Below are 13472 nucleotides of genomic sequence, written 5' to 3'. Positions count from 1 at the left end.
GAACTGTGACGAAACATGGATCTATTCGAGCAATATTTTTGGCGGGAGATCGCCTAGTTCGCAGCCCTCTTCCCAACGCCAACCGCGTGCCCCGACCCCAGGTTCACATTGAGTTCCACGAAGCTGAATCCTACCCCACGGAGTGTTTCCGCGAACGCAGTGTTGGCATTGGCAACATCCTGCTCTGCGTCGATCAAGTCACGGATAGTAGCGCCATCACCGGTGATGGTCTTTCGGGTGAGTGTGACAACTTCCTCATAAAGCCTTACTGTCTCTTGGGAGGCGCGTTGCGCTGAGAGAGCCGCTGAATACTGCGCGAGGGAGGTTTCAACGTCCCGGATCGCTTCCAGCACGGTCAGTTGCCATTGAGTATGAGCCTGACGCACCAGAGACTCACGGCGCTCGACCGTCGCGCGACTAGCCGTGTTGGGCAGGATCGGGAGAGCGAGAGATGGACCGAAAAAGTACTCAGTACCACGCGAGCCAGAAAGAGAGGTCCGCGTGATCGTGCCGCTCAGAGATAGCTGCGGGTAAAGATCGGCGCGTGCACTCGCCACATCCCGGAAAGAAGCATAGTAACTGCGCTCTGCGACCCTAATATCGGGACGGTTTCGTAAAAGGTCCGCGGGTATCCCCACCTCTGGCGAGAGCGACACGCGAGGCTGGGGCTTTGGCGTGTCGAGATTGATTTCCAGCGTGCCTGGCGTCTTGCCCAAAAGGACGGCGATCTCGTTCTTGGCAGCGTCAATGGCCGCACCGATTTCTGGGAGTTCCGACCGGGTCTCTGATACCAGCGCACGAGCCTTGACCACGTCAACTTCGGTAGCGGCATTCCCTTCTTTCAGTCTTTCGATCTGGCTCAGCGTTTGGCGTCGCGATGCCAGTTCGGAGCGACGGAATTGAAGACTGGCTTGGTGATAGCGCAAATCCACGTAGGCATTCGCGACGTTGAGCAGCAACAAAAGCCGCGCGGCATCAACTTCGGCATCGGCCACTTCGATACGGGCTCCGGCCGCATCGATCTGAGCGCGGCGGCCACCGTATATATCGAGAATCCATTCGAAGCCGAGTGATGCTTCACCGTAAGTGTCCGTTCTCCCTGTTTCACTGCGTTCCTTTCGAGCGCCGGCACGGGGAGTGAAAAGCGCCGATGCCGGAACACTACGCTGAACGGCTACTGCTTCCAAGACGCGTTCCTTGGCAATCTCCAGGCTCAGGTTTTCTTGGAGCCCTGTTTCGATCAGGGCATTCAAAGTGGGATCGTTGAAAGTCTCCCACCATTCAGCATTGCTGAGCAGAACCGGTGTGCTGTCTCTTGCCGATTTGTAGGACGAGAGAAAGGGAAAGACCGGATGTTTGTAAGGATCATCGGAACAACCGGCCAAAACTGACAGACCTGTCACAACAGAGAAAACGCGTGAAGTCCTGCGCCAGTCACGGCCCATCATCAATATCCTGCCTCACTGCCCATGCGCTCCGGTTTTTTTGCACCGATTGTCTGCATGCGGCTACTCGAAGCGGAGAATGGCGCAAAACATGTTTGAAAACAACGGCTCCGGATCGATGGCATCTGACTGTGCCATCAGCGCATCACCTCACAACCGGTCAGTCATCGCGAAACGCGCGACGCAGTTGATCGTTGAGGGGCCGCGTGAGGTAGCTCAGCACGGTACGCTCTCCGGTTTGCAGGAATGCCTCGATCGGCATGCCAGGCAGGATTTCGTGACCTTGGAGGCGCGACAACTCTTCTGGGGGAATGCTCAATTCAACTCTGTAATAGCTTTGCCCGGTTGCCTGGTCGGTGACACTGTCCGGCGAAATACTCGATACCGTTCCGAAGATATCCGGAGCGGTGCGGGTATTGAACGCGCTGAAAGCGATTTTGGCGCGCTGGCCCTCGGCCACCTGGTCAATTGAATTGGGATCGACCCGGACCTCAAAATCTACGCCTTGGGAGATCGGGATCACCTGCATGATCGTCTCCCCCGGGGGAACGACGCTGCCAGCGTTGAATATCTGCATCTCGTGAACAATGCCATCGACAGGCGAAACGACCTCGATCCGTTCGAGTTGCTTGCGGGCGGTAACGATTTGCAGAACCAGTTCTTCGCTTTCCCGCACCGCCTCACGCAGATCAGTGACGACCTTTTCCTTGAATTGGCGTTCTGCTTGCAGCGTCTCGAGTTCGGTTTCTCGGACGGAATTGCGGATACGGGCCATTTCCGACTGATGCTCCGAGATCTCCCCCTGAAGACGAGCCCGTGAGCGCTGGAGTTCCAGAACCTGCCCCTCCCGTGCCAGACCATCGGCATGCAGGGACTTGACGTCGGCAAGTTCCTTTTCGATGAAGGTGAGTTGATCCTGCTTCGCCTTGATCATACCCTTGACGCCAGAAATCTGATTGTGAAGCTGCGCCACCTGTTCGAACAACTGGTCTTTGCGGCCTTCCATGACCTCGCGCCGCGCCTTGAAGATCTCGCTTTGCCCTGCATTGATTTGTTCAAGCGATAACCCTTCGAGAAAGGTCGTGTCATAGTCGAAGGTCAGGTCCCGGTCATTGACCTGCTCGGCTTGCAACCGGCTGATTTCCGAACGAGTTTCGGCCAGACGGTTTCGATACATTTCCAGATTGATCGTCAGGAGTGTCGGATCGAGCTTCAGGAGCACATCGCCGCTCCGCACCAGATCGCCATCGGACACGCGAACCTCGTCGACAATACCTCCATCGAGGCTTTGGACCATCTTCGGTTTGCCACGGACAACCGCATTGCCCGAGGCAATCACTGCACCGTTGATCGGCGTGAAATAGGCCCAGCCGAACACGAGCGCAAAGAGGGCAAGACCGGCAAAAACGCCCAGGCGTCCTGCGCGCGTGAGATCTGTCTTCAGCGTTGGGGCGGGAAAAGCGTCTGTCGTCATTTTTGCCGCCCTATTGTCCCACGACCGACATCGGGCGAGCCTTGCCGTAAAGCACCTCGTCCTTGTCGCCGAACCTCCCCATGCGTCCTTTGTGCAAGAGCAGGATCTTGTTGACGGATGCGAGTGCGCTTGGCCGATGCGCCATCACAATCACCAAGCAGCCCTTTTCCCGCATGGTCCGAACAGCGTTGGCCAAGGCATCGTCGCCGGCGGCGTCCAGGTTGGAATTGGGCTCGTCCAGTACGATGAGGTGCGGGTCGCCGTAGACAGCTCGCGCCAGACCCAGACGCTGTATTTGTCCGCCGGAGAGACGGCAACTCGTACGATCCAACTGCGTCGCGTAGCCATCGGGCATGCCGAGTATCATTTCGTGAACGCCGGCAATGCGCGCGGCTTCGATAATATCGGCATCTTTCGCTTCGGGGTCGAACCGCGCAATATTCTCGCCGATGCTACCGGAAAGCATCTGAAGAGATTGGGGAAGATATCCGACATGACGGCCCAGCACCTCTGGGGTCCATTGATCGAGCGTCGCATCGTCAAGCCGCACTTCACCGGCATCGGGCGCCCAGGCACCTATCAGAACCCGCGCCAGGGTGGACTTGCCGGCCGCACTGTTTCCCACGACTCCGAGACCGTCGCCGGCAGAGAGCGAAAAATCAATTTTATCCAGGATCCGCGTTCGATCCGGCTGCGTCTCAGATCCGGCGGGGGCCAGTTTGGTGAGGGACACGACCCTCAGGTCTCCCTTTGGCGCGGGCAGTTCGACTCTCGGCTTTTCAGCCGGCGCATGGTCAAATATTTCGCGCAGCCGCTGGTGCGCCTCCCGCGCGCGGCCGATGCCACGCCATTGGCCTATCACCTGATCGACCGGTGCCAGAGCCCGGCCTGCAATGATCGAAGTGGCGATGATCATGCCGGCCGTGATTTGCTGCTGGAGTGCCAAGTAGGCCCCCAAGGTCAAAAGTGCCGATTGCAGAAGCAACCGGAACGATTTCGAGAAAGACGAGAAACACTCAGAGCGATCACCCCCGACCTGGCCAGTTGCCAAAGCGGCATTATGGGTCTCTCTCCAGCGCTTTATCAGCCTTTCGCGCATACCGAGCGCATGAAGCGTTTCTGCGTCGCTGCGGGCCTGCTCGACGAGGTTGCGCTCGGCTCCCTCGATCGACATGGCCTGATGGATCGATTTCTGTGCCAGATACTGATTGAGCAAGGCGGAAACCACAACCACGCTGGCGCCAGCCAACGTCAGGAGGCCAAGCCATGGGTGGATCAGGAAAACAAGCCCCAGGAACAGGGGCATCCAGGGCAGATCAAAAAGCCCGGACATCGCTGGGCTGCTCATGAAGTTGCGGATCAACTCCAGATCACGCACGGGCTGTATGCCCGGATCCAACCGCGTCTGAGTGCCGGTTGAGCCTGCGCGCAGCGCGAAGCGGAATGCTTCCTCACCCACATTGGCGTCCAGCCTCAGGGCCGCGCGAGACAAAACGCGCGCACGTAGAAAGTCATAGAGACCAAGGAAAGCGTATAGCAGTATGACAATACCGAAGAGACCGACCAGCGTAGCAACAGATCCGGACGAGAGAACCCGGTCATAAACCTGCAGCATGTAGACAGGACCAGTCAGCATCAGCAAGTTGATGGCAGCACTGAAAAGCGCCACCAGCACAAACGTCCCCCGCAGTCCTCTCAAAGCCCCCAAATAGGCATTATCTGCCTTTTTCTTATGTCGCATACCGCCCTGTCATCGTCTGCCCTGCCCCACCACGTTCCTGCACCTTAAGCGACAATCGCGTCGCTGCTAAGGGATTGTTTACTTACAATTCACGGCAGCGTGGCTAATTTGTGGCGCAGGCCCGGTATTCAGCCAGTTTTTGCGCACATTTCTTACTCGAAATGACCACGCGAATAAATCCCCTGTGGCAGGGGCCGTAAGCGTATCAAGCGTGGTAAATGATAGTCATCTGACCTTGCCAACAGGACGCCCCCTACGCATCCAAAAGCTGTCAGAACGAAGCTCAGCCGCCTTGTTGACCAACCAGTCCATAGGTTTCAGCCTCTTCAGTGCGCTCTCGCGGGCCTGCTCGTAGAGCGAGCCCCACGGCCAAAACGAGGACGCATGAAGAACCAACGGAGGTATAGATCAGAAGCGAGCTCCAGATCGAGAACCCCAGAAGCAGCGCCGCGACTCCCGCGAAGCCCCCGAGTAAGGATCCGACAAGGATTAGCCCGATGATCATGTGATGCCCCTCTCGACTTGCGCACGCTTAGGTTGAGTCTACGTGTCTTGTTCACCTTACGTAAAGATAAAACTGTTTTACGGTCGATAATAAGCGTGATTACGGCAATAGTTTGTCATGAAATCGTTAACCGAATGTAAAATTCAGCTTCCTTGGTTATCTTGAGCCATTTACGCAACAGCAAAGCGCCCGCTAATGGCATAAGGACCGCAGCGGCAATTGGCACGACCTCCTAATTGGACCGACGCGCCCTATAGAAGGTGCCGGCGCAAGCCGCCTTTGCACCCGCCTCACGGCAAGATCCAGCCCTCATCAATCAAAGGCTGCTCGGGAAATCGCTCCATTGTGTGAAAGGCGACAGTACCGTTTATTATGGACCTGTGCGCGACACTATGTTTGGTGTCTATAGAGTGGCTGTAAAGCGGGACCAATTAGATAGGGCCCCTCAGCGAATGAGGAGGCATTACAGATTGTTGAACCTAGTCGTTAGAGACTGCGGTCGCAATCACACCGCCCCGCAATCAGCCGACTTGAAATCTCCCAGATACTAAGCGGCAAGCGGTAGCTTTTCAGCTATAGACCTGCCCTGGCGAAGTCTGGAAGCTCCACCCCCCAACGCAAGCTTTCCAATTTCCATCATAAATTAAACGGAAGTGTTTACTGCTATGCTATTCATTGGCCAATAGGATAGCGGCGGGCTGGATTGTTAGACCAAAATTGCAACGGTTCGAAAAAAGAAGGGCCGCAACATGCGACCCTTCCATCGGTATACTCAAGTTTCTTACAGTTATGCCGATTTACGACGACGACGCGTTGCAACCAGACCACCCAGCCCGGCAAGCAACAGCCAGCCGGCCGCCGGCAACGGAACTGCAGCGATTGTCAGGCTTGACACCCGAAATTTATCGATAACTGAAGGGAGGAGGGTTGGGTCATCACCGAAAATAACTCCAACTTTGAAAGTAGTCGCTTCCTCCCAGCCAAACTCGAACGGGTTCTCATCAGATTGAGTGCTTACACCATTCACGGTGATCGTGTAGTCATCCGAGGCATCAAACAAGGAAAATCCAAGGCTGCCGAGCTTCACCGCCCCTGTAAAGGTGAACGTCAAAGCCTCATAGCCCAAGAATGTGTCCAAACCACCGGAGCCGGGATCGGTCACGTCAAAGCACCACAATATGCAGACTGTAGTATCGCCGCTGACTCCAAGCCCGTTCTGAGTCTGTGTAACAGTGTCATTTTCACTGCTGGCATTCGTCGGCGTAACCGTCAGGTCAATACCCGAAAGCACGTTGTTGAAGGTGAGCGAAGGACCTTCCGAGTTCCCCGTCAAATCTACGACAGTCGCAGCTGACGCTCCCGTTGCCATTCCAGCCGCCATGGTGGCCGCCAACAACCATTTCTTAATCATTGTATTCCCCTCTCACTCAAAGAATTAGGATCATGGTAATACCACGCCCCACCAAGCGCTATCCGCTCCCATCATCAGTAGAATGCCACAGTCTCGCCTTCTTTCAAGCAATTCCAGTAGCCGAACACGTATTTTTAAGAGCAGACTGCTTTCTATTGCTTATTTGGAAACAATATAATCATTTTGGATCTATTGGATGGATAGCGTCGACAGTCACCGCAATCATAAGCTTTTTGGCCATTACGCATTGCACCCTAAGGCTGAAAGACTTTCGGGAAGAATCGACTGTCTTTCCGTTTTCGAAACGCCAAGCAAACTCCGACTTTCATTCCAACGCATACTGAAAACACTGAACTTCACTCAGACTTCTAATCAGCAGGTTCGGGGTTCGAGTCCTCGCGGGATCGCCAATGACGTCAGTACTTTGGGTACGACGCTTCGAAGCACGTGATTTCGTGGCTTTTGCATCTTCTCAGGGAAGTTTTTCTCCACCCTCCAGATAGGACGCGCTTCTCGTTTGCGGGTTGTCCCAACCGGAAGGGAACAGTGTGCTCGCAGGCGCGTTCAACCTGCATTGTGTGACCCAAGGTCCAGCATCGCTGGTTCCTTGATGGATCGACTGCCGTGCAGGAGGCGATGAATGAAAGGCGAACGGTTTGGCAGGCCGGAACGTTCGATTGTGACGACAGTCTCAAAAGGCGGCGAAAGCGCCTTGAAGGAACAATACCGTCAAGGCCTTGTGCGGCGGCTGGAGCCGGAACTCTGGCAATTATTGCGCGCCGCCTGTTCCGGGATACGGGTGCTTGACGCACGCGAAATGCTCTCCAAGGCGGGCGACAGGCTCGATATCAGTGCGCTGCTCCTGGACGGGCTGATGGCGCGCTATATCCGGGCCTCGCAAAGGGGCGAGCCACAGAGTGCGATCGTTTCCATCAATGTACCGGGGGATTTCGTCGACCTGCATACCTTGCCCCTGAAACGCCTGGACCACGATATCGGTGCCTTGACGGACGCGCGGATCGCGATCTTCCCACACGCGGCGTTGGACCAGATCATTGATCGGTCCTCCAGCTATGCAAGGCAACTGTGGGGGTTGACCATGATCGATGCCTCTATACATCGTCATTGGGTCTTCCGTTCAAGCCGGTTGCGCGCATTGGCGTCCGTGGCAGATTTCGTGAGCGAGATGGACCTGCGACTTCAGCAAGCGGGACAGATCACCGGCGACCGCCTTCCCCTGCCCCTTCTGCAAACCGACCTGGCCGAAATCGCCGGTCTCTCCCCGGTCCATGTCAGTCGCGTCTGCAGGGAGCTCCGCGAGAGCGGAGCCTGCACGATCCGGGACGGACATGCCGAGATCCACGACAGGGCGCTCCTGCATCACCTGGCGCATTTCGATCCATCCTACCTCTATTCATCTGAAGAGTGAGCGCCGTTGCAGACGAAGGACGCCGCGATCCAGCTGGTCCCTGCCTCGCGGCGGATGTCATGATGCGGCCGGTGGGCCGAAAGCGCGGCCAGCAGACGTGTTTCGACCTCCCGCGCGCTCAGCGTCGTTTCCGTCGGGCCGAGGTAGCCCGCGACAAGGCACACGCCATCGGGCGCGAGGCTGTCGACAACCCGGCAAAGGACCTCGTCCAGCCCGGTGGGGGGAAGATAGTAGAGAACTTCCGACAGGACGATCAGGTCCCAGTGACCCTCCGGCCAGCCCTCGGGCACTGCAGCCACCTCGAACCGGGCGCCCGGGATACGCCTTGCGCGGGCCCTTTCGACTGCCGTGGGCGCGAAATCGATCCCGAGAAGGCTGTCGCAGCGACGCGCGATCGCTTCGCTCATCACCCCGATCGAACAGCCGACTTCCAGGGCGCAGGCGAACCGGCGCGGCGGCAACAGGGCGAGGCAGCGAGCGTACTTCTCTGCCTCGTAGGCGCTGGTCTCATAGTCCCAGGGGTCGGCTGTCTCGCGGTAGAGACGGTCAAAGGAGGCGGCGTCGCGGCTCATGCGGGAATGAAGATCTCATCTGCCACAACAAAATGCGTGGCGAGGTCCTGCGGCATCCGAAAGCCGTCCGGGTCGTCGTCAATCAGCCCGGTCATCTGAGACACATGGGCAGCGACTGCGCGCGCCTTGAGGTCGTGGAACGCTGTCGTTCGAAAGCGCCTGAGGCCGATGCTGGACGCACCGGCCACGGCAGGCTGCACCCTGCCCCAGACCGGGCAGGCGAACATCGCGCAGTCCAGCCGGTCCGCCATCCAGCGGGCGAGCCGCCACACGTGCTGGTGGTCGCTGTGCGGATCGCCGTTCCACGTGGTCCAGATTGCCGTGACGCTCTCGAGTTGGCGAAGCAGCCGTGTCTCGACTTCGGAAAACAACACGGGATCATCGCGCAGGCCCTGATCGGGATAACCCAGCCAGATCGGCATCTCGCGTCCATCGGTCAGGATCCGGACCGCCGCCTCGACCTCGGCCTTGCGCAAGGCTGACAGGGCGGTGGCGGGATAGGCCCTGGACTTGGGGTGCGACAATGCTCCGTCTGTAACGACCGCTATGTGAACGCGGTGGCCGGCGGCAGAGGCCGCCGCGATGGCCCCTCCCATCGCAAGCGATTCATCATCGGGGTGCGGTGCCAGGACGAGCACGTCACCGGCTCCGGTCAGATCCGCCAGCTGGACATGGGGCGCGTTCTCGGCCTGTGCGACAATCCCGGTGAAGGTCATCATCCGTCCCAGACCTCTCCGATCGGGGCCTGGGCCGCGCACAGCGCCGCGCCGACCTGCCGCAACTTGCCGTCGAGGTCCGCCTGCCGAAGGAAGAACGCGAGGTCGCGGCGGACCAGCTCCGCCCGCTGACCTTTGGCGAAGGACCGGGTGCCGAGGGCGCGGTCGGCCAGTGCGATACCATCGAGGCAGGCCGCCTCGACCTCCTCTCGCGCCGCGAGGCTGAGCGCGACGGCCTCCTGCCCCGCACCGGGCGCCTCGACCCGGACAGCCGCATCCTCGACGATCAGCCGGGCACGATGGGCCAGGCTGGCAATCCGGGCCAGCCGGTGCAGTTGAGCCTCACCCGGCGCGTCCGCCGCGCTGATGGCGCAACGAACCTCCTCGGCCAGTGCCTCCAGCCCGCCGGTCTGCAAGGCGGCATAGCGCCAGACACCGCCTTGGAAATGCGGCTCGCGCAGGTAGTCATCCGCAGCCCCGAGAACCTCTGCCGTGACACCGTTGAAATCGTAACTGCCCGAGGCCGTCGCCCGCATCCCGGAGGTGTCCCACGCGGCGACATCTGCGCGTCCGGGGTGCCGCACCTCCGCGATGGCAAGGCGCAGGCCATCGACATGCTTCGCCGTCACCACGGCATGGCTGACCGTCCCAAGACCCGAGGCAAAGCGCTTGCCCCCGGCCATGCGGGGCCGCCCGTCAAGTTCCGACATGACGCTCACCGGCGGGTCGGCGTCGGCACCCCACACGCCATAGATCGCCCCGTTCCGCGCAAGATTGGTGTGGCGCCGCACCTGCTCGGGCGTGCCGTAGAGGCTGACCAGCTTGAGGGCGTTCATATGCCCCTCGGCCAGGCGTCCAACCGACAGGCTGGCGCGGCCAATTCGGCGCAGCAACGTGGCCTGCTCGCGTGTTTCCCGTGGGTCTCCCTCGAATATGCAGAGCCGGGCCAGGATGCCGGATGCCGCCAGGCGGCGCATGTCGCCCGACAGGTCGCAGAGGCCTGCATCAGCCTTCAGCGCAACGTCCGCGACGGCCTTCAGGGCGTCGGCTTCGGTCAGCGGCAGAATTGCTGTTGCGGGGGCTTTCCTCATGCTGTCAGCCTTTCCGTGTCCGCCTGTTCTGCGCAGACCGCCGCGGCCAGAAGGGGCAATTCGCGCTCGACGTCCGACAGTCGCATCCGGATGCGGTCTAACCCGGCCAATTGCCTGTCGATCCGCGCCACCTGCAGCGACCCCGCGCCGAACTGGACCACGCCAACACGCCGTGCCTGTCGCAGGCGCAAACGCTGCACCGTCCGGTCGGCAGGTTCGAGCGCGCTGTCCACCAGCGGATCGGGATCGGAAATACGCCGCGCCAGGGCCTCGGCCATGCCGCCCGGCGCACGCCCGTCCAGTCGACAAGAGGTCAAGACGCGTACCTTCTGGCTGTGCCGCACCCGCCAGCCACGGTCCTCAGCGATCGTGGCAAAGGCGCGGTCCTCGTTGCCCGGCAGCGCCGGGATCCCGCCGGTATCGGAATAGAGCGGCATCCGGAACGCAAGGCTGGCGCCCGCGGCACCAAGCCCGCCCGGGGCGGGATCGTGTGCCAGAGGGTCGATCAGCGCACGAAGCGTGAGGGTCAGTGCGACGTACTCGCCCTCGGCGGCGCCGCGCTGCGAGATAATCTGGGGCAATTGCGCGAACTCGTCGGCATCCGGGAAGACGGAGCCGCAGATCAGGTCAGCCTGCGTCAGCTCTGACAGGTTGGCGTCCAGCCAGTCGGGAAACACCCGGCTGTCGGCATCAGTGGTGAGCACCACGCCGTGGCGGGCAAGCCGGGGGGCCGCAGCGGCGACGGCCTGCCGCCGCACTGCGCCGACACCCCCCGGCGGGGTCTCGGCCAGCTCCATCAGCAGCCCCGCCGTGCCCGTGTCCGCGAACCAGTCCTGGGCACGGGGAAAGGTCGCGTCGTCCGAGCCGTTGACCACCACCACGATCCCACCGCGACCCTGCAAGGCCATGCGCGCGGCCTCGAGGCAGGGCACGATCCGCTCCGCCTCGTTCCGGGCCGGGACCGTGATCGCCGCAGGCCAACGCGTCTGCGGGCCGAACGCAAGGCTGCGCGCGGCAAGAGGCCGGCGGTTCACGTCGCCCGCTCCCAGAATCGCACGTCCTTGCAGGCGGCGATGAAGTCCTCGGGCGCGACGTCGAGAACGAAGACGCCCGCATCGGCCTCCTCCGGCACCGCGGCCGACCAGAGGGCGGATTTCGCCTCTGCTGTCAGGGCGATGAACTTCTTGTGCGCAAAGGCGTCGGCGAGAAATGCGCGTGCGCCGTGCATGCCTGCCAGCCTGGCCGCGCCGTCCTCGGACGTGAGGATCGCCACCGCGTCGAACAGGACAGAAGGCGCGCCATCCAGCTTTTCGTCCGCCTCGATGGTCTTGCCGCGCGCCGTGGTCACACCGCCGACCTTCTCGGCCACAACAGTGACCTGCGCGCCTTCCGCCTCGGCAGCCTTTTTCAGCGCGTCAAAGGCCCCGCCGTCGATGCCATCGGTGAGGAGTACACCCAGCTTGCGACCGGCAAAGCTCCCGGGCGGGTTGGCGAGGATGCTGAGCGCAGGCGACGGCTCGGTCTCGACCACCTTGCGCGCGGGCTCGGCGGGCGCCGGCATCTCGGCAAGTCCCAGCCCGTCGGCGACCGTTTTGGCAAGGTCGTCGTCGACGACCATCAGGTGGCCGACCATGCGCTGGCGGATCGACACGCGCCCAACCTTCGAAAGCTCGAAGACGAAAGCATCGGCGATGTGCTCCTTCTCGACGTCCGTCTGGCTGAGGTAGAACTGGCGCGCCTGACTGTAATGGTCGGCAAAGGTCTCGGACCGAACGCGTTGCTTCGACCCCGCCTCCTCGGCCGGGTACGAAGTGAACCCCCGGTCGGGGTCCTCGCGCGGGCCCTCGCCAAAGCTGTTCGGCTCGTAATTCACTCTGCCCTTCGGATTGTGCATCGCCATGTGGCCGTCCTGTTGCAGGTGGGCAAACGGGCATTTCGGCGCGTTGACCGGAATGTGGTTGAAATTCGGCCCGCCAAGCCGCTTGAGTTGCGTGTCGAGGTAGGAGAAGTTTCGCCCTTGCAGCAACGGATCGTTGGAATGGTCGATGCCGGGCACGATGTTGCCGGTCTGGAAGGCGACCTGCTCGGTCTCGGCAAAGAAGTTGTCGACCATGCGGTTCAGCGTCAGCGTACCGACGCGGCGCACCGGGACGACTTCCTCCGGGATCAGCTTGGTGGCGTCCAGCACGTCGAAATCGAAGCTGTCGGCGAACGCCTCGTCAAAGACCTGAAGACCCAGATCCCATTGGGGGTAATCGCCCTTCTGGATCGCGTCCCAAAGGTCGCGGCGGTGAAAGTCCGGGTCTGCGCCGTTTATCTTGACCGCCTCGTCCCAGAGAACGGATTGCATGCCCAGCCGGGGTTTCCAGTGAAACTTGACAAAGCTCGACTTGCTCTCGGCGTTGACCAGCCGGAAGGTATGCACGCCAAAACCTTCCATGAATCGGAAGGAACGCGGGATGGTCCGGTCGGACATGATCCAAAGCGCCATATGCATGGCTTCCGGCAACAGCGAAATGAAGTCCCAGAAATTGTCATGCGCCGTCTGCGCCTGCGGAAAGCCGCGGTCGGGTTCCTGCTTGGCGGCATGGATCAGGTCCGGAAACTTCATCGCGTCCTGGATGAAGAACACGGGGATATTGTTACCGACGAGGTCCCAGTTGCCCTCCTTGGTATAGAACTTCACCGCAAAGCCGCGCACGTCACGGGCAAGGTCGGGGGATCCCTTGTTCCCGGCGACGGTGGAGAACCGCACGAAAACCTCCGTCTTCTCGCCCACCTCGGTAAGCACCCTGGCGCGGGTGAGGCCCGAAAGGTCCTCGGTCAGTTCGAAGGTGCCGTGGGCGCCATAGCCCCGGGCGTGAACGACCCGCTCCGGAATGCGCTCGTGGTCGAAATGAAAGATCTTCTCGCGGAAAACCTGGTCTTCGATCAGGTGCGGGCCGCGCTGTCCGATCTTGAGCGTGTTCTGGTCGTCCGAGATCGGCATGCCGACCTGCGTCGTCATGGTCTCGTGGCTATCGTTGGCGACCTGATGGGTCTCGCCCCCGTTGCCTTTGCGGATATCACTGTCGTCTTTCATTGGAAT

10 protein-coding genes are annotated in these 13472 nt (G+C 60.5%); 1 reads left to right on the top strand and 9 read right to left on the bottom strand.

What is annotated here, in order from left to right:
• Nucleotides 1–53: 53 nt before the first annotated feature.
• From ACQY4V_RS01010 to ACQY4V_RS00995, 4 genes are all read right to left on the bottom strand, one after another.
• Nucleotides 54–1445, bottom strand: a complete 1392-nt coding sequence (locus tag ACQY4V_RS01010; RefSeq protein ID WP_428515095.1) for an efflux transporter outer membrane subunit — start codon at nt 1443–1445, stop codon at nt 54–56.
• 160 nt (nt 1446–1605) lie between these two features.
• The gene (locus ACQY4V_RS01005) at nt 1606–2919 is read right to left on the bottom strand and encodes an HlyD family type I secretion periplasmic adaptor subunit (protein ID WP_428515094.1); all 1314 of its coding nucleotides are present in this window, start codon (nt 2917–2919) and stop codon (nt 1606–1608) included.
• A gap of 10 nt (nt 2920–2929) precedes the next feature.
• A complete protein-coding gene (locus ACQY4V_RS01000; RefSeq protein WP_428515093.1) occupies nt 2930–4660 on the bottom strand; it encodes a type I secretion system permease/ATPase in 1731 nt (576 codons plus the stop codon).
• Nucleotides 4661–5952: 1292 nt separating this feature from the next.
• Nucleotides 5953–6576: a VPLPA-CTERM sorting domain-containing protein gene (locus ACQY4V_RS00995; protein WP_428515092.1), complete on the bottom strand. Its 624-nt coding sequence runs from the start codon at nt 6574–6576 to the stop codon at nt 5953–5955.
• Between the two features lie 640 nt (nt 6577–7216).
• Here ACQY4V_RS00995 and ACQY4V_RS00990 point away from each other — a divergent pair.
• The gene (locus tag ACQY4V_RS00990; protein ID WP_428515091.1) at nt 7217–8005 is read left to right on the top strand and encodes a Crp/Fnr family transcriptional regulator; all 789 of its coding nucleotides are present in this window, start codon (nt 7217–7219) and stop codon (nt 8003–8005) included.
• Here the strand turns inward: ACQY4V_RS00990 and ACQY4V_RS00985 are convergent.
• The 5 genes from ACQY4V_RS00985 to ACQY4V_RS00965 are packed head-to-tail and all read right to left on the bottom strand — an operon-like array spanning nt 7987 to nt 13466.
• Nucleotides 7987–8577, bottom strand: a complete 591-nt coding sequence (locus ACQY4V_RS00985) for a class I SAM-dependent DNA methyltransferase (protein WP_428515090.1) — start codon at nt 8575–8577, stop codon at nt 7987–7989. The two genes, ACQY4V_RS00990 and ACQY4V_RS00985, sit on opposite strands and share 19 nt — an antisense overlap.
• Nucleotides 8574–9296: a PIG-L deacetylase family protein gene (locus ACQY4V_RS00980; protein WP_428515089.1), complete on the bottom strand. Its 723-nt coding sequence runs from the start codon at nt 9294–9296 to the stop codon at nt 8574–8576. The genes ACQY4V_RS00985 and ACQY4V_RS00980 overlap by 4 nt, the downstream gene beginning before the upstream one ends.
• Nucleotides 9293–10384, bottom strand: a complete 1092-nt coding sequence (locus ACQY4V_RS00975) for a hypothetical protein (RefSeq protein ID WP_428515088.1) — start codon at nt 10382–10384, stop codon at nt 9293–9295. Before ACQY4V_RS00975 ends, ACQY4V_RS00980 begins: the two co-directional genes overlap by 4 nt.
• Nucleotides 10381–11418 carry a glycosyltransferase family A protein gene (locus ACQY4V_RS00970; protein WP_428515087.1) on the bottom strand — a complete coding sequence of 346 codons (1038 nt, stop codon included), beginning with the start codon at nt 11416–11418 and terminating at the stop codon, nt 10381–10383. The genes ACQY4V_RS00975 and ACQY4V_RS00970 overlap by 4 nt, the downstream gene beginning before the upstream one ends.
• Nucleotides 11415–13466 carry a catalase gene (locus ACQY4V_RS00965; protein ID WP_428515086.1) on the bottom strand — a complete coding sequence of 684 codons (2052 nt, stop codon included), beginning with the start codon at nt 13464–13466 and terminating at the stop codon, nt 11415–11417. The genes ACQY4V_RS00970 and ACQY4V_RS00965 overlap by 4 nt, the downstream gene beginning before the upstream one ends.
• Between the last annotated feature and the right edge of the window lie 6 nt (nt 13467–13472).

It is taken from the genome of Roseovarius sp., from assembly GCF_965277045.1.
Lineage (GTDB): Bacteria > Pseudomonadota > Alphaproteobacteria > Rhodobacterales > Rhodobacteraceae > Roseovarius.
This window is presented reverse-complemented; position numbering and strand designations above follow the sequence as displayed.